Source organism: Croceicoccus hydrothermalis (assembly GCF_022378335.1).
Lineage (GTDB): Bacteria > Pseudomonadota > Alphaproteobacteria > Sphingomonadales > Sphingomonadaceae > Croceicoccus > Croceicoccus hydrothermalis.
The window spans coordinates 273402-296457 of the sequence record NZ_JAIQCI010000020.1; the positions used below are offsets into that span (position 1 = coordinate 273402).

At 61.0% G+C, this 23056-nt stretch carries 19 protein-coding genes and 1 pseudogene; 18 read left to right on the top strand and 2 right to left on the bottom strand.

Annotation, left to right across the window (positions count from 1 at the left end):
• The first annotated feature begins 2 nt into the window (after positions 1–2).
• From K4G67_RS12715 to K4G67_RS12800, 18 genes and pseudogenes are all read left to right on the top strand, one after another.
• A complete protein-coding gene (locus tag K4G67_RS12715; RefSeq protein ID WP_239806731.1) occupies positions 3–557 on the top strand; it encodes a glutathione peroxidase in 555 nt (184 codons plus the stop codon).
• A gap of 4 nt (positions 558–561) precedes the next feature.
• Positions 562–1707, top strand: a complete 1146-nt coding sequence (locus K4G67_RS12720; protein ID WP_239806732.1) for an acyl-CoA dehydrogenase family protein — start codon at positions 562–564, stop codon at positions 1705–1707.
• Positions 1704–2750: an enoyl-CoA hydratase/isomerase family protein gene (locus tag K4G67_RS12725; protein WP_239806733.1), complete on the top strand. Its 1047-nt coding sequence runs from the start codon at positions 1704–1706 to the stop codon at positions 2748–2750. The genes K4G67_RS12720 and K4G67_RS12725 overlap by 4 nt, the downstream gene beginning before the upstream one ends.
• Positions 2747–3541 (top strand): enoyl-CoA hydratase-related protein, encoded by a 795-nt coding sequence (locus tag K4G67_RS12730; RefSeq protein ID WP_239806757.1) that lies wholly within the window; start codon positions 2747–2749, stop codon positions 3539–3541. Before K4G67_RS12725 ends, K4G67_RS12730 begins: the two co-directional genes overlap by 4 nt.
• Before the next feature lie 96 nt (positions 3542–3637).
• A complete protein-coding gene (mmsB, locus tag K4G67_RS12735) occupies positions 3638–4510 on the top strand; it encodes a 3-hydroxyisobutyrate dehydrogenase (RefSeq protein ID WP_420830035.1) in 873 nt (290 codons plus the stop codon).
• Positions 4511–4520: 10 nt separating this feature from the next.
• Positions 4521–6053 carry an acyl-CoA carboxylase subunit beta gene (locus tag K4G67_RS12740; protein ID WP_239806735.1) on the top strand — a complete coding sequence of 511 codons (1533 nt, stop codon included), beginning with the start codon at positions 4521–4523 and terminating at the stop codon, positions 6051–6053.
• A gap of 18 nt (positions 6054–6071) precedes the next feature.
• The gene (locus K4G67_RS12745) at positions 6072–7256 is read left to right on the top strand and encodes an acetyl-CoA C-acyltransferase family protein (protein ID WP_239806736.1); all 1185 of its coding nucleotides are present in this window, start codon (positions 6072–6074) and stop codon (positions 7254–7256) included.
• 2 nt (positions 7257–7258) lie between these two features.
• Positions 7259–7708 carry a methylmalonyl-CoA epimerase gene (gene mce / locus K4G67_RS12750; protein WP_239806758.1) on the top strand — a complete coding sequence of 150 codons (450 nt, stop codon included), beginning with the start codon at positions 7259–7261 and terminating at the stop codon, positions 7706–7708.
• A 24-nt stretch (positions 7709–7732) separates the two neighbouring features.
• On the top strand, positions 7733–9997 hold the full coding sequence (gene scpA, locus K4G67_RS12755; protein WP_239806737.1) for a methylmalonyl-CoA mutase: 2265 nt from the start codon (positions 7733–7735) through the stop codon (positions 9995–9997).
• Positions 9994–11193 (top strand): ADP-forming succinate--CoA ligase subunit beta, encoded by a 1200-nt coding sequence (gene sucC, locus K4G67_RS12760; RefSeq protein ID WP_239806738.1) that lies wholly within the window; start codon positions 9994–9996, stop codon positions 11191–11193. The genes scpA and sucC overlap by 4 nt, the downstream gene beginning before the upstream one ends.
• Entirely contained in the window at positions 11190–12080 is an 891-nt protein-coding gene (gene sucD, locus K4G67_RS12765) for a succinate--CoA ligase subunit alpha (protein WP_239806739.1), read from the top strand. Before sucC ends, sucD begins: the two co-directional genes overlap by 4 nt.
• Positions 12080–14086, top strand: coding sequence for an acetyl-CoA carboxylase biotin carboxylase subunit (locus K4G67_RS12770; RefSeq protein ID WP_239806740.1), 2007 nt, complete (start codon positions 12080–12082; stop codon positions 14084–14086). The genes sucD and K4G67_RS12770 overlap by 1 nt, the downstream gene beginning before the upstream one ends.
• Positions 14087–14096: 10 nt before the next feature.
• On the top strand, positions 14097–14843 hold the full coding sequence (locus tag K4G67_RS12775) for an electron transfer flavoprotein subunit beta/FixA family protein (protein ID WP_239806741.1): 747 nt from the start codon (positions 14097–14099) through the stop codon (positions 14841–14843).
• The gene (locus K4G67_RS12780; RefSeq protein ID WP_239806742.1) at positions 14843–15760 is read left to right on the top strand and encodes an electron transfer flavoprotein subunit alpha/FixB family protein; all 918 of its coding nucleotides are present in this window, start codon (positions 14843–14845) and stop codon (positions 15758–15760) included. Before K4G67_RS12775 ends, K4G67_RS12780 begins: the two co-directional genes overlap by 1 nt.
• 10 nt (positions 15761–15770) lie before the next feature.
• Complete coding sequence (locus K4G67_RS12785) at positions 15771–17009, top strand: NAD(P)/FAD-dependent oxidoreductase (RefSeq protein ID WP_239806743.1); 1239 nt, start codon at positions 15771–15773, stop codon at positions 17007–17009.
• A 23-nt stretch (positions 17010–17032) separates the two neighbouring features.
• Positions 17033–18658 (top strand): long-chain-fatty-acid--CoA ligase, encoded by a 1626-nt coding sequence (locus K4G67_RS12790; protein WP_239806744.1) that lies wholly within the window; start codon positions 17033–17035, stop codon positions 18656–18658.
• 118 nt (positions 18659–18776) lie between these two features.
• Positions 18777–19808, top strand: a complete 1032-nt coding sequence (locus K4G67_RS12795) for a formylglycine-generating enzyme family protein (RefSeq protein ID WP_239806745.1) — start codon at positions 18777–18779, stop codon at positions 19806–19808.
• A 756-nt stretch (positions 19809–20564) separates the two neighbouring features.
• A pseudogene (locus tag K4G67_RS12800) lies at positions 20565–21266 on the top strand (IS6 family transposase); the annotation flags it as partial.
• A gap of 72 nt (positions 21267–21338) precedes the next feature.
• On the opposite strand, the gene K4G67_RS12805 reads toward K4G67_RS12800, so the two are convergent.
• Both K4G67_RS12805 and K4G67_RS12810 read right to left on the bottom strand, forming a co-directional pair.
• Positions 21339–22364: an ATP-binding protein gene (locus tag K4G67_RS12805; RefSeq protein WP_239806747.1), complete on the bottom strand. Its 1026-nt coding sequence runs from the start codon at positions 22362–22364 to the stop codon at positions 21339–21341.
• A 314-nt stretch (positions 22365–22678) separates the two neighbouring features.
• A complete protein-coding gene (locus K4G67_RS12810) occupies positions 22679–22909 on the bottom strand; it encodes a winged helix-turn-helix domain-containing protein (RefSeq protein WP_239806748.1) in 231 nt (76 codons plus the stop codon).
• Positions 22910–23056 lie beyond the last annotated feature (147 nt).

Sequence of the window (23056 nt, forward strand, 5' to 3'; positions counted from 1 at the left end):
TCATGACCACCACGCAGCCGCTCCCCGATATTGCGCTGATCCGCAACGATGGTTCGCCCGACAGCCTGGCGGCTCACCGGGGCAAGGTGCTGTTGATCGTCAACACTGCATCACAGTGCGGTTTGACGCCGCAATACGAAGGGCTTGAAAAGCTGCAATCGGCCTATGCAGAGCGCGGTCTTGAAGTGCTGGGGTTTCCGGCCAACGATTTCGGCGCGCAGGAACCGGGTTCCGATGCCGACATCGCCCAGTTCTGCGCTGTGAATTTCCAGACCAGTTTTGCGCTTTTTCGCAAGGCGCCGGTGGTGGGGGAAGACAAGCAGCCGCTCTACGCCGCCCTCGTCGCCGCGGCCCCTGCCAAGAGCGGCGAGGTCGACAGCTTCAAGGACAGGTTGCGCAGCCACGGCCTGGTTCCAAACGAGGACCCGGAAGTGCTGTGGAACTTCGAGAAATTCCTAGTCGGGCGAGACGGACGGGTGCTTGCGCGCTTCTCTCCCACCACCGAGCCAGAAGATCCTGCGCTGATCGCAGCGATCGAGACTGCACTGGAGGCATGACAAGATGACAGGTCAATTCCAGCTCAACGAAGAACAGCTTGCCATCCAGGAGATGGCGCAGCGTTTCACGGCCGATAACATCACGCCCTACGCCGCGGAATGGGACGAGAAACACCATTTCCCGGTAGACGTGATCAAGAGCACGGCTGAGCTTGGCTTTGGCGGTATCTATGTTTCGGAAGAAGGTGGCGGCATCGGCCTTGGCCGCCTTGAATCGGCACTGATCATGGAAGCCATGGCCTACGGCTGTCCCACGACGAGCGCGTTTATCTCCATCCACAACATGTCCGCATGGATGATCGATTGCTTTGGCGGCGAAACGGTCAAGGAGAAGTACCTTGCCGACCTGATCGGCATGGAAAAGCTGGCCAGTTATTGCCTGACAGAGCCGGGATCTGGCTCCGATGCCGCGGCGCTGAAGACCAGCGCGAAGCGCGATGGTGATTTTTACGTAGTGAACGGCACCAAGCAGTTCATCTCCGGCGGCGGCGTGAACGATGTCTATGTAGTGATGGTCCGCACGGACGAGCACAAGTCCCGCGGTGTCACCTGCCTGGTAGTGGACAAGGATACACCTGGCCTCAGCTTCGGCGCGCCAGAGAAGAAGCTGGGCTGGAATGCCAGTCCCACCGCGCAGGTCATCTTTGAAGACGCACGCGTGCCCGTGGAAAACCGCGTCGGCGCGGAAGGCGAGGGCTTCCGCTTCGCCATGGCCGGGCTGGATGGCGGACGGCTGAATATCGGCGCATGTTCTCTTGGCGGGGCGCAACGTTGCCTGGACGAGGCGATTGCCTATTCCAAGGATCGCCAGCAGTTCGGCCAGCCCATTGCCGATTTCCAGAACACCCAGTTCATGCTGGCCGACATGGCCACCGAATTGGAAGCGGCGCGTGCGCTGCTGTATCTCGCCGCTGTGAAGGTGACCGACAACGCGCCCGACAAGACGCGTTTCTCGGCCATGGCCAAGCGCCTCGCGACCGACAGCGGTTCGAATGTGGTCAATAACGCGCTCCAGCTGTTTGGCGGTTACGGCTACCTGCGCGACTACCCGATCGAGCGTTTCTGGCGCGACTTGCGGGTGCACTCGATTCTCGAAGGCACCAACCAGGTAATGCGCATGATCGTCGGAAAGGATTTGCTGCGCCAATGACCTCGGAAGTCCACATCCATACCCACGGCAAGATTGGCCACATTTCGCTCAACCGTCCGAAGGCCCTCCACGCGCTGACCTTGGACATTTGTCACGAGATGAGTGCCGCGCTCAGCGAATGGGCAACGGACGATGGCATTGCCGCCGTGCTGCTGGACCACGCCGAAGGACGCGGTTTTTGTGCAGGCGGAGATATCAACCTGCTACGAGAATCCGCCCTTACGGACGGTGGTGTGTCTGGCCGCAGGTTCTTTCACGACGAATACCAACTCAACCACCAGATGTTCGAATATGCCAAGCCGATCGTGGCCTTCATGGATGGCATCACGATGGGCGGCGGGGTCGGGATTTCGCAGCCAGCGCGTTACAGGGTGGCGACCGAGAACACCCGCTTTGCCATGCCCGAAACAGGGATTGGCCTGTTTCCTGATGTCGGCGGGGGATGGTATTTGCCGCGGCTTGGTGGCCGACTTGGCCAGTACCTGGCGTTGACAGGAGCGCGGCTCGACGGGGCCGAGTGCCTTTGGGCTGGGCTGGCTACCCATTATCTCCCCTCTGGCAAGCTGGCCGAAGCCAAGGCGCGGATCAGCGAACATCCTGATCGCATCGCTGGGATTCTTGCAGAGCTGTCGGAGACGCCGCCCGACGCAAAGATCGCAGCTCATGCGAACCGTATTGCACAAACCTTTGCACCGGACCGGTTCGAGGACATTCTTGGCAACCTTGAAGCTGACGGCGGCGAGTGGGCGACGAAGGAGCTCGCGGTGCTTGCCAGCAAGAGCCCCCAGACCTGCAAGGTCGCACTGCGCCAACTGGCTGAGGGCGCCGAGTGCAAGACCTTTGCCCAGAACATGGGCATGGAATACCGGATCGCGTCTCGCGTGCTGGTCCGGCCTGATTTCGCCGAAGGCGTGCGTGCCGTAATCGTCGACAAGACAGGCGATCCTTCATGGCAGCCTGCCCGGCCGGAAGACGTGACCGACGACCTGCTCGACGCGATTTTCGCGCCGCTACCACAGAACGAGGAATGGACGCCGCTATGAGCTATGCCACGCTGATCGTTGAAGCCAACGCCCAGGGAAACAAGGGTGTTACCCTTGTCACTCTCAATCGCCCCAAGGCCTTGAACGCCCTCAACAGCGAGGTACTGCGTGAGCTGATCGAGGCTTTCGCTGCCTTCGAGGCCGATCCCGAACAGCTATGCGCCGTCATCACTGGTTCGGGAGAGAAGGCTTTTGCCGCCGGCGCCGACATCAAGGAGATGAGCGAAAAGGCCGCGGCGGATTTCTATCTCGAGGATTTCTTCGCCGCCTGGACGAGTGAGCTTGTGAAAAAGGTCCGGAAGCCGTGGGTCGCAGCGGTGAATGGCTTCGCGCTGGGCGGCGGGTGCGAACTCGCCATGATGGCGGATTTCATCCTCGCCAGCGACAAGGCGAAGTTCGGCCAACCCGAGATTAATCTGGGCGTAGCTCCCGGCATGGGCGGATCGCAGCGACTGACTCGCGCCGTCGGCAAGTCAAAGGCCATGGAAATGTGTCTGACCGGTCGCATGATGGATGCTGCCGAAGCCGAAAGCGCTGGACTTGTCGCGCGCGTAGTACCGCATGATGATCTGCTTGAGGACGCACTGAAGACCGCCGCGGCCATCGCTTCGAAGCCGCCGATGGCCGCTATTGCCAACAAGGAAATGGTCAATGCCGCCTTTGAAACGACGCTGGAGCTGGGCCTGGCGCACGAGCGCCGCATATTCCAGATCCTCGCAGCGAGCGAAGACAAGGCCGAAGGAATGGCCGCATTCATCGAAAAGAGAGAAGGTCGCTGGAAGGGGCGTTGAGGCCCCGTCTGCACTTCTGACCCTATCCAATGGTGGGTAACGAGCGGTGCCGACGGCCCAATAAGCCGCACCTCGCTCTGAGCTGGGAGAATGCTTGTGAAAATCGCCTTTATTGGCCTTGGCAATATGGGTGGCGGAATGGCCGCCAACCTGGTGAAGGCCGGGCACGAGGTCCGTGCCTTCGACCTTTCGGACGACGCCTTGAACGCAGCGAGGGACAATGGCTGCGCGACCTTCGCTTCAGCAGCTGAAGCTTGTCAGGATGTGGACGCGGTCGTCTCCATGCTGCCCAACGGTGCCATCGTTAAGGCGGTCTACGCCAATGACGTGATCGGCAAGGCACCGGCAGGCGCGGTATTCCTCGATTGCTCCACTATCGACGTGGCGACTGCGCGCGAAGTGGCTGCAGATGCCGAAGCGGCGGGCTATGCCATGGTCGATGCTCCGGTTTCGGGCGGCATCGCTGCTGCCGAAGCTGGCACGCTCACCTTCATGGTTGGCGGCTCCGAAGAGGCCTTCAAACGGGCAGAACCGGTGCTGAGTGCCTTGGGCAAGGCAGTGATCCACGCCGGACAGGCTGGCAACGGCCAGGCGGCAAAGATCTGCAACAACATGCTGCTGGGTATCCACATGATCGGCACCTGCGAGGCTTTTGCCATGGCGCAGAAGCTGGGGCTCGATCCGCAGACCTTCTACGACATTTCCAGCGTCAGCTCCGGGCAGTGCTGGTCCATGACGAGCTATTGCCCCGTTCCCGGTGTTGGTCCGACGACGCCTGCCGACAACGGCTACCAGGGCGGCTTTGCCACGGGGTTGATGCTGAAAGACCTGAAGCTGGCAATGGAAGCTGCACAGACCGCCGGGGTCGACCCGCAGATGGGTCAGCGCGCGCGCGAGCTCTACGAGGCTTTCGATGCCGCCGGAAACGGTGCTCGCGATTTCTCGGCGATCATCACCTCATTGAAGTAGGGTTTTACCAATGTCCGCCAATATTGCCGAGATGGAACGCCGCCGCGAAGCTGCCCGTATGGGCGGCGGGCAGAAGCGTATCGATGCGCAGCATGCGAAGGGCAAGCTTACCGCTCGAGAGCGGTTGGACGTGCTGCTGGACGAAGGCTCGTTCGAAGAACTCGATACCTATGTCGAGCACGACTGTGTCGATTTCGGCATGGCGGAGCAGAAGATACCGGGCGATGGCGTGGTCACCGGCAGTGGCACGATCAACGGGCGGCTCGTTTACGTATTCAGTCAGGACTTCACCGTCTTCGGCGGCTCGTTGTCCAAGCGCCATGCGGAGAAGATCTGCAAGGTGATGGACATGGCCATGCGCGTCGGCGCGCCGGTGATCGGACTGAACGACAGCGGCGGTGCGCGCATCCAGGAAGGTGTGGCATCACTGGGCGGCTATGCCGAGGTATTCCAGCGTAACGTGTTGGCCAGCGGCGTCGTGCCGCAGCTCAGCCTCATCATGGGCCCCTGCGCTGGCGGGGCGGTCTATTCTCCCGCCATGACCGACTTCATCTTCATGGTGAAGGACAGCTCTTACATGTTCGTGACCGGTCCCGAAGTGGTGAAGACCGTCACCAATGAAGAGGTGACGCAGGAAGAGCTGGGCGGCGCAGTCACGCATACGACCAAGACTTCCGTCGCCGACCTCGCGCTGGAAAACGACATCGAAGCGCTGCTGGCCGCGCGCGAGATGATCGGTTTCGTGCCTGCCAACAACCGCGCTGAATTGCCCGAACTGCCTACCGACGACCCGTGGGACCGGCGGGAAGACAGCCTCGATACGCTGATCCCGGCTAGTTCCAACATGCCCTACGACATGCACGAGCTGATCCGGAAGGTTGTCGATGACGGCAACTTCTTCGAGATCCAGCCCAAGCACGGCGCGAACATTATCACCGGCTTTGGCCGGATCGAGGGCAAGCCCGTGGGCTTTGTTGCCAACCAGCCGATGGTGCTGGCAGGCGTGCTGGATATCGACGCCAGCCGCAAGGCAGCGCGCTTCGTGCGCTTCTGCGATGCGTTCTCCATCCCGATCGTGACGTTCGTGGACGTGCCCGGCTTCCTTCCTGGCACCGCGCAGGAACACAACGGCATCATCAAGCACGGTGCGAAGCTGCTGTTCGCCTATGCCGAGGCGACCGTGCCCAAGATCACCGTAATCACCCGCAAGGCCTACGGCGGCGCCTACGACGTGATGGCCAGCAAGCATCTGCGCGGAGACTTGAACTACGCCTGGCCGACTGCCGAGATCGCGGTGATGGGCGCCAAGGGCGCGGTGGAGATTATCTTCCGCCAGGATCGCGACGATCCGGACAAGATCGCCGAGAAGACGAAGGAATACGAAGACCGCTTCGCCAACCCCTTCGTGGCCGCCCAGCGCGGCTACATCGACGAGGTGATCTACCCGCACTCGACGCGGCGGCGGATTGCGCTGGGCTTGCGCAAGCTTGCAACCAAGAGCCTCGAGAACCCGTGGAAGAAACACGATAATCTGCCGCTTTAGGAAGAAACAGGTAATCTCATGGAAGACGTATATATCATCGCCGGCGCACGCACCGCCATCGGATCCTTCGGCGGTTCGCTAGCATCTATGCGCCCTGCTGACATGGGCACACATGTGGCCAAGGAAGCCATTGCGCGCTCAGGCGTGGCAGCCGAGAAATTCCAGCAAGTGGCCGTGGGCAGCGTGGTGCCGACGCAGCCAAGCGATTCCTATCTTGCGCGGGTCATCTCGATCAATTCCGGCTTGCCCGTTTCCAGCGTGGGCATGGGGGTCAATCGTCTGTGCGGATCGGGCCTGCAGGCAATCGTCTCGGTCGCGCAGGCGGTGACGCTGGGTGAATGTGATTTCGCCATCGGCATGGGTGCGGAAAGCATGTCCAACGCTCCGCATATGACCAGCGGCGCGCGCTTTGGCACCAAGATGGGCTCCATCGAACTGCAGGACAGCATGCTGGGCGCGCTGCACGATCCGTTCGACAACATCCACATGGGCGTTACGGCAGAGAACATCGCCAAGCAATGTTCCATCACCCGCGAAGAGCAGGATGAACTGGCAGTCTCCAGCCACAAGCGCGCGGCCAATGCGATTGCCAACGGCTATTTCAAGGAACAGATCGTTCCTGTTGAATTCACCACGCGCAAGGGCACCAAGGTGTTCGACACGGACGAGCACGTTCGGGCGGACGCTACGCTGGAAGCCATGGCTGGCTTGCGGCCAGTGTTCCAGAAGGATGGCACCGTGACGGCAGGCAATGCCAGCGGCTTGAACGATGGCGCAGCGGCAGTCGTGCTGGCCAGTGGAAAGGCCGTTGAGGAAGAAGGTCTGCAACCGATGGCCAAGATCCTGGCCTGGGGCCACGCCGGTGTAGAACCCACTGTCATGGGGCTGGGGCCGGTGGAAGCCGTGCCGGTGGCGCTGAAGCGCGCCGGTCTCTCGCTTGACCAGATGGACGTGATCGAAAGCAACGAGGCCTTTGCCGCGCAGGCATGCGGTGTCGCCAAGACGCTGGGGTTCGATCCCGCAAAGACCAATCCGAACGGATCGGGCATTTCGCTAGGCCATCCGATTGGCGCGACCGGCGCGATCCTGACCATCAAGTGCATGTACGAACTGCGCCGCACCGGCGGAAAATACGGCCTCATTACGATGTGCATCGGCGGCGGTCAGGGCATCGCCATGGTCATCGAGAATTGCGAGGCGTGACCGTGAAGCTCGGTCGTCTCAACCATATCGGTGTCGCCACGCCCTCCATCGCAGAATCGATTGCGCATTTCACGGAGACCATGGGCGCTTCCAAGATTCACGCCCCTTTCGACCTGGAGGAGCAGGGGGTGAAAGTCTGTTTCGTCGATACGCCGACCGAGAGCGGGTATGACGGCACGCAGATCGAGCTTATCGAGCCTTTGTCCGACGCCTCTCCCATCGCCGGTTTCCTCGCCAAGAACCCGCTTGGCGGGCAGCACCATATTTGCTTCGAGGTCGAGGATATCGAGGACGCGCGCAAGTGGTTCGAGGAGCAGGGCAAGCGCATCCTGGGCCCCACGCGCATCGGAGCGCATGGTACGCCGATCTTTTTCCTTCACCCCAAGGACATGATGGGCCAGCTCACTGAAATCATGGAAACCCCCAAGGAAGGGGCGCACTGGTCGAACTGACCCGCGCCGCACACTGGACACGTTATGACCGACCGCAATAGCTCTGGCCCGACGAAATCAGACTGGCAGGATAAGGCCGCCAAGGAAGTGAAAGACCGCGACCTGACTTGGCACACGCCCGAAGGTATCGCCGTGCAGCCGCTCTACACCGCCGAAGATGCGCCTGACGATGCCGGCTTGCCGGGGTTCGAGCCGTTCACGCGCGGCCCCTATGCCTCCATGTACACTGGTCGCCCGTGGACGATCCGCCAGTATGCGGGCTTCTCCACGGCGGAGGAGAGCAACGCCTTCTACCGCCGCAACCTGGCCATGGGGCAGAAGGGCCTGTCGGTCGCTTTCGACCTTGCCACCCATCGCGGATACGATTCGGATCATCCGCGCGTTGTCGGCGATGTCGGCAAGGCAGGAGTCGCGATCGACACCGTGCGCGACATGGAAATCCTGTTCGACCAGATCCCGCTCGACACCATGAGCGTTTCGATGACGATGAACGGCGCGGTGATCCCGGTGATGGCGTTCTATATCGTTGCGGCAGAGCGGCAGGGGGTGAGCCAGGAGAAGCTCAGCGGAACCATCCAGAACGACATCCTGAAAGAGTTCATGGTCCGCAACACCTACATCTATCCGCCCGAACCATCGATGCGGATCGTGTCGGACATTATCGCCTTTACCTCGGCCCACATGCCGAAGTTCAACAGCATTTCCATTAGCGGCTACCATATGCACGAGGCCGGGGCGACTGCGGTGCAGGAACTGGCCTTCACCATTGCCGACGGCAAGGAATACGCCAAGCGCGCGATGGCGACCGGGCTCGACATCGATGCCTTTGCGCCGCGCCTCAGCTTCTTCTGGGGCATCGGCATGAACTTCTTCATGGAGATCGCCAAGATGCGCGCCGCGCGCACGCTGTGGCACGAGGTGATGGAAGGGCTGGGAGCGAAGAACCCCAAGTCGAAGATGCTGCGCACCCACTGCCAGACGAGCGGCGTGAGCTTGCAGGAGCAAGACCCCTACAACAACGTCATCCGCACCACGCTGGAGGCATTGTCGGCCGTGCTCGGCGGCACCCAGTCGCTGCACACCAACGCGCTGGACGAAGCCATCGCGCTGCCGACCGACTTCTCGGCCCGCGTCGCGCGCAACACCCAGCTGATCCTGCAGGAAGAGTCCGGCGTCACCAATGTCGCCGACCCGCTGGGTGGCTCCTACTACATCGAGGCGCTGACCGCCGAGATTACCGAAAAGGCGCGCGCGCTGATTGCCGAGGTCGATGCGGCAGGCGGGATGACTGCCTACGTCGCCACCGGCAAGCCCAAGGCGGCGATCGAGGCGGCGGCAGCGGCCAAGCAGGCGAAGATCGACCGTGGCGAAACGGTGATCGTCGGCGTCAACAAGTACCGCAAGGCCGAAGAAGACCCGATCGACACGCTCGATATCGACAACCACGCGGTACGCGCCAGCCAGATCGCGCGGATTGAGAAAGTGCGCCGCAACCGCGACGAGGAGCAGGTAAAGGTAGTGCTCGCCAACCTGCGGCGCGGGGCGCAGGTGGACCGTTCCGAGAACGAGGCGTTGCTGCGCGATGGCCGCGACGAGAAGGGCGTGCCGCTGCCGCCCTCGCAACTGGAAAAGCTTGCCGCCGACAGCGAGACAAACCTCTTGGCACTGGCTGTCGAGGCCGCGCGCGCCGACGCGACGCTGGGCGAAATCTCGCAGGCGATGGAAGACGCCTTCGGGCGCTACGATACAGTACCCAAGCCGGTGCGCGGAATCTATTCCGCCGCCTACGAGGACGATGCGCGCTACGCCGCCGTGGTCGAAGGCGTGCAGGCCGTGGCGCGGCGGTTGGACCACGCCCCGCGTATCCTCGTCGCCAAGATGGGCCAGGACGGGCACGATCGCGGCGCGAACGTGATCGCCAGCGCCTTTGCCGACATGGGCTTCGAAGTGATCAGCGGCCCGCTGTTCCAGACGCCCGAGGAAACCGCGAAGCTGGCGCTGGAGCACGATGTCGACGCCGTCGGCGCATCATCACTGGCAGCAGGCCACAAGACGCTGATCCCCGAACTGATCGGCCACCTGAAGGACGCTGGCCGGGCAGACATCAAGGTGGTCGCCGGCGGCGTGATCCCGCCAAAGGACTACGACTTCCTCAAGAAGGCAGGTGTGCAGGGCATCTACGGCCCCGGCACCAATGTGGTCGAAGCGGCAGCGGATTTGCTGCGCCTGCTTGGTCACAACATGCCGCCTGCGGGTGAGGAAATGACAATGGAAAGTGAAGCCCCATGAACATCCACGAATACCAGGCCAAGGAATTGCTTGCAAAGTACGGCATCGGCGTGCCGACCGGCTATCCGGCATTGACCGTGGAAGAGGCCGTGGAAGCAGCAAAGAAGCTGCCCGGACCGCTATACGTGGTGAAGGCGCAGATCCACGCTGGTGGCCGCGGCAAGGGCAAGTTCGCCGAGCTGCCCGCTGATGCCAAGGGCGGCGTTCGCCTCGCCAAGTCGATCGAGGACGTTCAGGCCGATGCACGGGACATGCTCGGCAATACGCTCGTCACCGTGCAGACCGGCGAAGCCGGCAAGCAGGTGAACCGCCTCTACGTGACCGACGGCGTGGACATCGCCAAGGAATACTACCTCTCGATGGTGGTCGATCGCGCCAGCAGCCGGATCGCCATGATCGTCTCCACCGAAGGCGGGATGGATATCGAGGAAGTGGCGCACTCGACGCCCGAGAAGATCACCACCATCACCATAGATCCGGCCACCGGCTTCATGCCGCACCATGGCCGCAGCGTGGCTTTCGCGCTCAAGCTTTCGGGCGATCTCGCCAAGGCCGCGCAGAAGCTGTCGAAGAAGCTGTACGAGGCCTTCACTGCGCTCGATTGCGACATGCTGGAGATCAACCCGCTGGTGGAAACCGCTGGCGGTGAACTGCTGGTGCTCGACACCAAGATGAGCTTCGACAGCAATGCGCTTTACCGCCACCCCGATGTCGAGGCCATGCGCGACGAAACCGAGGAGGACCCGATGGAGGTCGAAGCCTCCAAGTACGACCTCGCCTATATCAAGCTCGACGGCGACATCGGCTGCATGGTGAACGGCGCGGGGCTGGCCATGACCACCATGGACATCATCAAGCTGAACGGCTCGTTCCCGGCCAACTTCCTTGACGTTGGCGGCGGCGCCACCACCGAGAAGGTGACGGCGGCCTTCAAGATCATCCTGTCGGACCCGGCAGTGAAGGGCATCCTCGTCAACATCTTCGGCGGCATCATGCGCTGCGACACCATTGCTGAAGGCATCGTGATCGCGGCCAAGGAAGTCGAACTGGACGTGCCGCTGGTGGTGCGCCTGGAAGGCACCAATGTGCAGCAGGGCAAGGATATCCTCGCCAATTCCGGCCTGTCGATCATCCCGGCAGACGACCTCGGAGATGCCGCCAAGAAAATCGTGGCACAGGTAAAGGAAGCAGCGTGAGCATCCTCGTAAACAAAGACACCAAGGTCATCACCCAGGGGATGACGGGCAACACCGGCACGTTCCACACCCAGCAGGCGCTGGACTACAGCACGCAGATGGTTGCGGGCGTCACGCCGGGCAAAGGCGGCAGTGAGCATATCGGCTTGCCGCAGTTCAACACTGTGCGCGAAGCCAAGGAGGCCACTGGCGCCACCGCATCGTGCATCTACGTGCCGCCGCCCTTCGCCGCTGACGCGATCTGCGAAGCCATCGAGGCCGAGATCGAGCTGATCATCACCATCACCGAAGGCATTCCGGTGATGGACATGGTCCGCGCCAAGCGTGCGCTGACCGGTTCGAAGTCCCGCCTGATCGGCCCCAACTGCCCCGGCGTGCTGACGCCGGACGAGTGCAAGATCGGCATCATGCCGGGCAAGATCTTCCAGAAGGGCAGCGTCGGCGTGGTTTCGCGCTCGGGCACGCTCACTTATGAAGCCGTGCACCAGACCACCGCTGTCGGCCTTGGCCAGACCACGGCCGTGGGCATCGGCGGCGACCCGGTAAACGGCACCAACTTCATCGACGTGCTGGACCTGTTCCTGTCGGATGACGAGACCATGTCGATCATCATGATCGGTGAAATCGGCGGCAGCGCCGAAGAAGAAGCGGCCGAGTTCATCAAGCAGGAAGCGGCCAAGGGTCGTTGCAAGCCGATGGTCGGCTTCATCGCCGGACGCACGGCGCCTCCCGGCCGCCGCATGGGCCACGCGGGCGCTATCGTCTCGGGCGGCAAGGGCGATGCCGAAAGCAAGATCGCGGCTATGGAAGATGCGGGCATCCGCGTTTCCCCAAGCCCCAGCGAACTTGGCACCACGCTCGATGCGCTGCTGAAGGAACTCGTCTGATGTTCTCGAAAATCCTTATCGCGAACCGTGGCGAGATTGCGTGTCGTGTGATCAAGACGGCGCAGCGCATGGGTATTGCGACTGTTGCTGTTTATTCCGATGCCGATGCGCGCGCGCCTTTTGTGCAGATGGCGGACGAGGCGGTGCATATCGGCCCGCCGCCCGCCAATGAGAGCTATCTGCTCGCCGACAAGATCATTGCCGCGTGCAAGCAAACTGGCGCCGAGGCGGTGCATCCCGGTTATGGCTTCCTGTCCGAGCGTGCCAGCTTCGTTGAGGCGCTGGAGAAGGAAGGTATCGCCTTCATCGGTCCGCCGGTGAACGCCATTGCGGCGATGGGTGACAAGATCGAATCCAAGAAGCTGGCCAAGGAAGCGGGCGTCAACGTCGTACCCGGCTTCGTCGGTGAAATCCGCGATACCGAGCACGCGGTCGAGATCAGCAATGACATCGGCTATCCCGTGATGATGAAGGCCAGCGCGGGCGGCGGTGGCAAGGGCATGCGGCTGGCCTACTCCGAAAAGGACGTGCGCGAAGGGTTCGAGGCGACCAAGCGCGAAGGCCTCAACTCCTTCGGCGACGACCGCGTGTTCATCGAGAAATTCATCGAGGACCCGCGCCATATCGAAATCCAGGTGCTCGGCGACAAGCACGGCACTGTGCTCTATCTCAATGAGCGCGAATGCAGCATCCAGCGCCGCCACCAGAAGGTGGTCGAGGAAGCACCCAGCCCATTCGTGACTCCGGAAATGCGCAAGAAGATGGGCGAGCAATCGATCGCCCTTGCGAAAGCCGTCGGATACCACTCGGCAGGCACGATTGAACTGATTGTGAGCGGCGCAGATCCTACAGGGGAGAGCTTCTACTTCCTCGAAATGAACACCCGCCTGCAGGTGGAGCACCCCGTGACCGAGGCAATCACCGGGATCGACCTCGTCGAGCAGATGATCCGCGTTGCCGCCGGCGAGAAGCTGGAGATGACGCAGGACGATGTGAAAATCGACGGCTGGGCCATCGAAAACCGCATTTACGCCGAAGACCCCTATCGCGGCTTCCTGCCCAGCACCGGGCGGCTGGTGCGCTACTCCACACCGGTCCCCGCCTGGGCAGGCGACCTGCGCGGCGTCGATGGCGTGCGCGTCGACAGCGGTGTGCAGGAAGGCGGCGAGGTGTCGATCTTCTACGATCCGATGATCGCCAAGCTGGTAACATGGGCCCCCACGCGCGACGAGGCGGCGGACCTGCAGGTCGCCGCGCTCGACCGCGTGGTGCTCGAAGGGCTCGGCCACAATGTCGACTTCCTCTCCGCCCTGATGCAGCATCCGCGCTTCCGCGCAGGCGAACTCACCACCGGCTTTATCGCCGAGGAATATCCCGACGGATTCGAAGGTGCCGAGGCATTGGGAGACATGCGCCGCGCTGTCGCGGCCTTTGTTGCCGGCGCTGAGTTCACCGAACGTGCTCGGGCTGGCCGCATCAGCGAGCGCCTCAACGGAGCGCCCGCGCCGGGTTCGGACTGGACGGTCAAGCTTGATGGCGAGCAATACGCAGTGACGCTGGGCGATGGCGGCGGGACCGTCGATGGCCAATGGATCGCCGGGACGTGGGACTGGCAGCCGGGCATGCGGCTCTCCAGCGCCACCGCCGATGGCGAAACCTACGGGGTTCAGTTGCAGCGCGATGGCGCCTGGTGGGATCTCATCACGCGCGGGCGGCAATATCGCGGAATGGCGGTTCCTGCGCGCCTGACCGAACATCTCGGTCATATGATCGAGAAGGTGCCGCCGGATACGTCGAAGATGCTGCTGTGCCCGATGCCCGGCCTGCTGGTGAAGCTGCATGTGGGTGAGGGTGATGCCGTGGAAGCCGGCCAGCCGCTGGCCACTGTCGAAGCGATGAAGATGGAAAACATCCTCCGCGCCGAAAAGGCCGGCACCATCTCCACCATCAATGCCGAGGAAGGCGAGACTCTCGTCGTCGACGCCGTTATCCTCGAACTGGAGTAGGAGTTACACCATGAAGATCCTCGTGCCCGTGAAGCGGGTGATTGATTACAACGTGAAGCCGCGTGTGAAGAGCGATGGTTCGGGTGTGGACCTGGCCAACGTGAAGATGAGCATGAACCCGTTCGACGAGATCGCGGTGGAAGAAGCGCTGCGGCTGAAGGAAGCGGGCAAGGCCGAGGAAGTCGTCGCCGTTTCGATCGGCCCGGCCAAGGCGCAGGAAACGCTGCGCACCGCGCTCGCCATGGGCGCAGACCGCGCGATCCTGGTGGAAACCGACGAACTGGTCGAGCCGCTGGCGGTTGCCAAGATCCTGAAGGCGATTGCGGCCGAGGAAGAGCCGGGCATCGTGATGCTGGGTAAGCAGGCGATCGACGATGACAGCAACCAGACCGGCCAGATGCTCGCCGCGCTGATGGAGCGCCCGCAGGGCACCTTCGCCAGCAAGGTAGAGATCGAAGGCGATGCCGTATCGGTCACCCGCGAAGTCGACGGCGGTCTCGAGACGGTCAAGCTGACCATGCCTGCCATTGTCACCACCGACCTTCGCCTGAACGAGCCGCGCTATGCTTCGCTGCCCAACATCATGAAGGCGAAGAAGAAGCCGCTCGATACCAAGAGCCCGGCTGATTACGGCGTCGATGTCACGCCGCGCCTTGCCACTACCAACGTATCCGAACCGCCGGTGCGGCAGGCGGGCGAGATCGTGCCCGATGTCGACGCGCTGGTGGCCAAACTCAAAGCCCTGGGAGTCGCCTGATGACTGCTCTTGTTTTCGCAGAACCCCATGCTGACGGCGTTGCCGACGCAACCCTCGCTACCGTAACCGCCGCGGCCGCGCTGGGCGGACCCGTGCATGTCCTCACGACCGGTGCAGGCGCCGCGCATGCTGCCATCGCAGGTGTGGAGAAGGTGCTCGTCGCGGACGATGCCGCCTATGCCAATGGTCTGGCGGAGAACGTGGCGCCGCTGATCGCCGGGCTGATGGACGGCTATGACGCGGTGCTCGCACCCGCCACCACCACCGGCAAGAACGTGCTGCCGCGCGTCGCTGCGCTGCTCGATGTGATGCAGGTTTCCGACATCATCAGCGTCGAAGGGCCAAAGAGCTTCAAGCGTCCGATCTATGCCGGCAATGCCGTCGCGACGGTCGAGAGCTCGGACAGCAAGCTGGTGATCACGGTCCGCACCACCACCTTTGACAAGGCCGAGGCCAGCGGCGGTTCCGCTGCGGTCGAAAACGTCGCCGGCGCGGGCGATGCAGGGCTGTCGAGCTTCGTTAGCCTCGATGCAGTCAAGTCTGACCGGCCCGAGCTGACCAGTGCCGATATCATCGTTTCCGGGGGACGCGCGCTGAAGGATGCCGATACCTTCCAGCAGTATATCATCCCGCTTGCCGACAAGCTCGGTGCTGCCGTGGGAGCGAGCCGTGCGGCGGTCGACGCGGGCTATGTGCCCAACGATTACCAGGTCGGCCAGACCGGCAAGATCGTGGCGCCCAATGTCTATATCGCGGTAGGCATCTCGGGCGCGATCCAGCACCTTGCGGGGATGAAGGATTCCAAGACCATCATCGCGATCAACAAGGATCCGGATGCGCCGATCTTCCAGGTCGCCGACATCGGCCTCGTCGCAGACCTCTACAACGCAGTGCCAGAGCTGACTGAAAAGCTTTAGGAGAGGGACCATGCCATCTTCCGAAAAGGTCGACGTGCTGATCGTCGGTACGGGCCATGGAGGTGCGCAAGCAGCCGTCAGCCTAAGGCAGCATGGCTTCGACGGAAGCGTCGTGATGTTGAGCAGGGATAGCGAACCGCCTTATGAGCGTCCGCCGCTGTCCAAGGATTATCTGGCCCGAGAAAAGCCATTCGAACGCATCATGATTCGCCCAGTGCAGTTCTGGGCGGACAAGGCTGTCGAATTGCGCCTTGGCGCAGAGGTGATCGCAATCGACCCGCAAGACCACGTTGCGCATCTGCGCGACGGGGGCTCGATAATCTACGGCAAGCTGATCTGGGCTGGAGGCGGCGAACCACGCCGCCTTGCGTGTCCCGGCGCGGACCTTGCGGGAATTCATTCGGTTCGTTCCCGCGCGGATGTCGATGGAATTATGGCGGCCATCGATGGCGGTGCTCGCGATGTGGTTGTCATTGGTGGCGGCTACATCGGACTGGAAGCAGCAGCGGTGCTGCGAAAACTCGAATGCAATGTGACAGTGCTTGAAGCGCTGCCGCGTGTCCTTGCCCGTGTCGCGGGGGAGGATCTGAGCGCATTCTTTCAGGAAGAGCACCGCCTTCACGGTGTGGACTTGCGCGTCGAAACCGCGGTTGCCGCACTTGAAGGCGAGAGCGGTAAAGTAACCTGCGTGCGGTTGGCGGATGGCACGCATATTTCGGCGGATATGGTTATCGTTGGGATCGGCATTGTTCCCTCGGTGGAACCGTTGACCGCTGCTGGCGCGGAGGGTCAGAACGGGGTTGATGTCGATGCGTTCTGCCAGACCAACCTGCCCGATATTTATGCCATCGGAGACTGCGCCGCGCATGAAAGCGCTTTTGCTGGAGGTGCCCGTATCAGGCTGGAGTCGGTTCAGAACGCGAACGACATGGCCACGGTGGCTGCCAAGGCAATCTGCGAACAGCCGCAGACCTATCATGCAGTGCCGTGGTTCTGGTCAAACCAGTACGACCTGCGACTGCAAACGGTAGGGCTTTCAATCGGCCATGATGCAACGGTGCTGCGCGGCGACCCTGCGGAGCGGAAGTTCTCCATCATCTATCTGAAGGACGGCTGCGTGCTCGCGCTGGATTGCGTCAACAACACGAAGGATTACGTGCAGGGGCGAAAGCTTGTGGAAGCGCGCGCCAGGCCGGATCTGACGCAGCTCGCAGACCCCGAGATTCCGCTCAAGACATTAGTGGACTGAGTTCACCGGGAGGGGGCAATATCGTGCAAACATTCGGTGATATGCCGCTGCTTATCAGTAGTCTTCTGCCAGCGGATAACGGCAATTTCGTGCCGAATGAAATCGTTGACGCGGCAGGGCTGCGTTACGGCTACCCCGAATTCATCCGTCGCATCCGGAAGTTCGCAAATGTGCTGGCAACGCTGGGGGTGGAGCAGGGCGAGACGATTGCCGTGCTCGATTGGGACAGCCACCTTTACCTGGAGAGCTATTACGCCATCCCGTCCATGGGTTGCGTCCTCCAGACGGTGAATATCCGCCTGTCGCCGGAACAGGTTCGCTACACCATCAGCCACGCTGGCGCGAAGACGGCGATCGTGCATCCTGAATTCGTCCCTTTCCTTCAAGGTGAATGGAAGGATGGTTGCCCGCTAGAAAGGGTCATCCTGATCGGTGCCAACGATGTCGGCGGCACCATTCCCGAAGGCGTAACCGTACATTCCGACATTCTCACGCGGATCGATGACGCCTCGGCCGACTATGTCTGGCCTGAACTCGACGAGCGCGCGACAGCTACGCGCTTCTACACCTCTGGCACCACGGGGCTGCCCAAGGCGGTGTTCTACAGCCATCGCCAGATAGTGCTGCACACTCTGGCGATACTGGCAACTTTCGGCACATCCCCGGTGCAGGGTCGGCTGCACAAGGACGATGTCTACATGCCGATCACCCCGCTGTTTCACGCGCATGCATGGGGCACGCCGTACGCAGCAACACTGATTGGAGCCAAGCAGGTCTATCCCGGCCGCTATGTGCCGGAAAAGCTGCTCCGCCTGATCCAGGATGAAGGCGTGACCTTCAGTCATTGCGTGGCGTCGATCCTGCAGATGCTGCTGGATGATCCGCTTGCAAAGGAAATCGACTGGAAGGGGCGCAAGATGCTGATCGGAGGCGGTCCCTTGCCAGAGGGATTGGCACGCCGAGCGCTGGATACCGGCATGGACATATTTTCCGGCTATGGAATGTCCGAAACCGGGCCCGTCCAGACTATCAACCACCTGACAACTGCGGAATTGCAGCAACCGATGGAAGAGCAGGTTGCTCTGCGCACAAGGGCCGGGCGTCCCGTAGTCCTTTGCAACATAAAGGCGGTTTCCGATGATTGCGCACCTTTGCCCGTGGGCGTCGATGGAGAGATCGTGTTCCGCTCACCTTGGCTCACTGCAGCCTATGCAGACGATGCGGTCGCCAGCGCCGAGCTGTGGGCTGGCAGTTGGCTCCATTCCGGCGACATCGGTCATTTCGGGGCAGACGGAGCGCTGCGCATTACGGATCGGTTGAAAGATGTAATCAAGAGCGGCGGGGAATGGATATCCTCGCAGCAACTCGAGGGATTGATCTCGCAGGTCGATGGTGTTTCCGAAGTTGCAGTGATCGGTGTGCCAGACGAGAAATGGGGAGAGCGACCGCTAGCGCTCATCGTTCCGGTCGCAGGCGCTGCCAATTGCGACAAGAGGGTGCTCGATCGGCTCGCGGAACTCGCCGACGCAGGCGTTCTGCCCAGATATGCCGTGCCGGAAACGGTAAAGCTGGTAGACGGGCTGGCTCGCACAAGCGTCGGCAAGCTGAACAAGAAGGTGTTGCGCACCTTATACGGGCCTAAGGAGTGAGAGCGCTATCCTCCCTTCGTAACTCACCCCGGCGGAAAGAGCCGAGCAGTGGCGCTCTGGTGCCGGAAGGATTGGTGCATTTCAGGCCGTTGGACTTGATGCAATGATAGGAGAAGCCTTGCTGAAGCCGCGCTTCATTGTTCTTTGCAGTTCTTGGCTGCTCGTCGCCGGATGTGCCGAGGCAGATAGCGCGCAGGAAGGTGCGTCCGCAGTTGAGAACATAACCCAGCTCGGCAGGAACAAAACTTGCGCGGACATCGCGGACGTGCCGGTCCGCATCGAAGGCGGCACCTTCATGATGGGGCAGGCGGAAGTCTATGCCGAAGAGGGTCCGGTGCGCGAAACCCGTGTCGATACGTTCTGGATCGATCCCCATGAGGTGACGAATGCGCAATTCGCTGCCTTCGTCGCTGCGACCGAATATCTGACCGTTGCAGAGCGGCCCGTTGATCCCGCGGCCTTTGACGTGCCGGTTGAACAGATCCCGGAAGACATGCTGCTCCCTGGTTCTGCTGTATTTGTTCCCCCGGAACGTCCTAGCAACAGGTACTCCGATTGGTGGGTGTACATGCCAGGTGCAAACTGGCGGAGACCTTACGGTCCGGATGGCTCCGCCGCCCGGGGCGACGAGCCGGTCGTTCATCTCGCTTGGGAGGATATGCTCGCCTATGCTTCGTGGGCGGGCGGTCGATTGCCGACCGAGGCAGAATGGGAATTTGCTGCAACTGCCGGCGCTGCACCCTACACCGAGCAACCTGATGACGAGACTGCCAACAGCTGGCAGGGGCTTTTTCCTGCGGTTAATCAGGGAACTGACGGCTTCACCGGCATTGCTCCGGTTGGCTGTTTCAAGCCTAATGCCAACAACCTTTACGACATGGTGGGCAATGTCTGGGAAGTGACACAGGATTACTTCCGCCCGGGCCATGACGCTGACGATCAAGACAATCCGCGCGGGCCGAGTGAGAACGCGGCATACGATCCGTACAATCCTGGTGTCGCCAGCCGGGTCATGAAGGGGGGCTCATACCTTTGCGCGCCAAATTATTGCCAACGTTATCGTCCAGCATCTCGCCAGGGTCGAGATCCCGGGCTGGGCGCGAGCAATGTCGGATTTCGCTTGGCGTATGATCAAGCTCCAGGTGCCTAAAATGCCAGACATACTGGAAGCCATTCAGGCCCCATATCGGCCGAAGGTCACTCGATAGCCAGCTCTGACAGCTTCTTTATGCAACCAACAGTGAAGCAACCATCCTTTCTATTAGGTCCGATTACGCTTCTGCCAGCAACGCCCAAAACTGCAACCAGGCGACGTAGAGAACGATTCGGACGAGCGCTGTAGAAATTGAAACGTTCGTCCATTGGTTGAACCCGATTGTGGGTAAGAATGTGGGTATACTGAGAATTGAATATTGATTCTTTCATTCTTATCAGGATTATAGGCTTCCCTTTTTGCGGACTCCCGCTCCGCCATTTAGTCCAGGCCCTTTGTCTCACAGCAGAGAAACAGCCAAATAGCCCGCAGACTGCGGGCTTTCTCGTGTCTGCCCCGTACCGGCGGAGAGTGGAGATGGGCGCATGGGGTAGTGCGCAAGAAAAGCGGAGAACGAGGGCGCCTCCGGCGTCCTGCCGCGCGGCGAATGATAGCGAGGTTACACCGGGCTGGAGCGAGCCCTGTCGACCCTGCTGAATCGGGCTCGATGGGGGAGGTTGCGCATGTTGACAGCTGACAACCGCGTGTCGGCGTTAGTTGACAACGATGTTGTCAGGGGTCTGAGGCAAGATTACGCATAACCCGTTGTATTGTCGATATAACCGATAAGGCTGACAACGGCACGGTCAGAAGGATGGTACCTCTGGCAAAAGCCGTGACGCAGGGTAGGGGAAGCGGATGTCCCGAGCCTAGAAACCACCCAACCCGTTCCGGTATTTTCATTCTTCGCCGGAGGTAATTCGCCTAGTAGTAATGAAGTACGTTCGTTTCCCGCTTTCGCTGCGAAACGTGGAAGATCTTCTGTCGGAACGCGGCATCGACATTTGCCATGAGACGGTCCGGTTGTGGTGGAACAGGTTTGGTCCAATGTTCGCGACGGACATCCGGCGCCAGCGCGTAAATCGGAGGCGCGGCTTTCGTCATTGGAAGTGGCATCTCGACGAGATGTACGTCCGCATAAATGGCGAGATGGTGTATCTGTGGCGTGCCATCGATAACGAAGGCGAAGTCCTGGAAAGCTACGTTACAAAAACGAGGGACAAGGCCGCCGCCCTGCGCTTCATGAGGAAAGCGCTGAAGCGTCACGGATCGCCCGAAGTCATGACGACTGACGGACTGCGTTCCTACAAAGCTGCGATGTCCGACCTTGGCTGCGAACATAAGCAAGAGACAGGCCGCTACGCGAACAATCGAGCCGAAAACTCACATCTGCCATTCCGACGACGGGAACGAGCGATGCTGCGCTTCAGGCAAATGAAGTCGCTACAGAAGTTCGCTTCAGTTCATGCGTCCTTCCACAACCACTCCAATTCCGAACATCACCTCGTCGACCGTCAGACTTACAAAGCCCACCGCTCAGCCGCCTTGGCTGAATGGCAGAACCTCATGGCCTGAAGAATAGCCGGGGAAGGGCGCACTTTGCTGAACGGAAAGCGGTTTGCATCCGGCTGACAGCTCCCTTTCGCACTATGCCTTCCCGTGGAGCGGTAGCGTCACTCTTACCGCGAGCCCACCTGTATTGCGGTTTTGGATATTGACGCTCCCGCCATGCACACTGGCCACCATCTCGACGATGGTCAGACCAAGTCCCGTCCCGCCTCGCTCGCTACCTCGGGATGAATCGGCGCGATAGAAAGGCTCGCAAGCCCATGCGATCTGCTCGCTTGTCATGCCGGGGCCGTCGTCGGAAACCTCGACATGGACCACCGATCCCTCCTTTTCCGTTACGACCCGCGCGGATCCGCCATATTTGACGGCATTGTCTATCAGGTTTTCCAGCATGCGTTTCAGCAAGACCTGATCGCCAATGAGCGTAATGGGCGCAGTTTGCTCAAATTCGACATCGGACCCGCTATCGATCAGATTCTGTACGACGGCATCGGCAAGGGACGGCAGGTCGAGCGTATCCATCTCGGTACGCCCTCCCTTTCCCTCGGCAAATTGCAGCATCGTGCCGATCATTCGTTCCATCTGACCGATATCGCGACCGATCGATGTACAGGCATTCGGACTGCCCAGCGCATTCTGAAACCTGATACGGGCCAGTGGCATGCGCAAATCATGCGCAATCGCCAGCAGCATCGTCGTGCGCTCGGTCAGATAAGCGACGATCTGCTCGTTCATCCGGTTGAATGCAGCAGCGACCGTGCGAACCTCGTCGGGGCCTTCAAGTGGAATCGAATTGATTTCTATGCTGCCTGCAAACCGGTTCGCAGCCCCGGCCAGGTTTTGCAACGGACGCACGATACGCGACGCGAACCACAGGCAGATGAGAACCAGAATGCCGACAAGCGTCACACGTAAGGCGAGGATGCGAAGATAGCCCAGACGCGGCGCGCTTTCGTGCGATATGATCAACCAGCGGTCATCTTGACGTTGAACGGCGACTTGGAATGCTCCGTCGATGGCGAGGCTGGACCGTTCCTCCTCTCCATAAAGGGCGAGCCTCTTTTCATATTCCGGCCCGTTTTCCCGATCATCTTCGTCGAGCATGACGCGTACCCGCTGGTCCTCTATTCCCAATGCCATTCCAATTTGATCGGCTACGATGCGCTCCGCTGCCGTTGTATTCGCAAGGGGCGGGGACGAAGTGATGACTCTTTCCAGATCGGCAATATCCATGACGAGCGGGCGTCCCTCAATTAGCCGGACAAGCTCGTGAAGGGTGAGCCGGGGCTGGTTTCGCGTGTGCGACGCAATGACCAGAGGTACAGTCAACAAAGCCGAAGCCAGTATCAGGAGAGCGAGTAATATCAGCAAGGTCGAACGTATGGAATTGAGCCGCAGGGAGTGAACCGTTTTGTTCATCACAGCTGCGATGGTTCGAATATGTAACCTTCGCCACGCACTGTGCGGATATATTCTTCGCTGCCCGGCAGGTCGAGTTTTCGACGCAACCGGCTGATCAGCGTATCGACTGCGCGGTCGAATTGCTCGCATTCGTCGCCGTGCAGTAATTCCAAGAGATCCGCACGCGACAATACGGTCCGTGGATGTTCGAGGAAAGTCAGCAGCAGACTGAATTCACTATCGGACAAACCGATTATCACGCCATCCGGGTTCCTAAGCACCCGGCGCAGCGTATCGAGAGACTAGCCATCGTGTTCGCCGTCAGCACCAATGGCACAGATTTACGGTTGTAGATTAAGGAGGATTTGGGTCTCGTCGTAGTGACGAAGGAACGA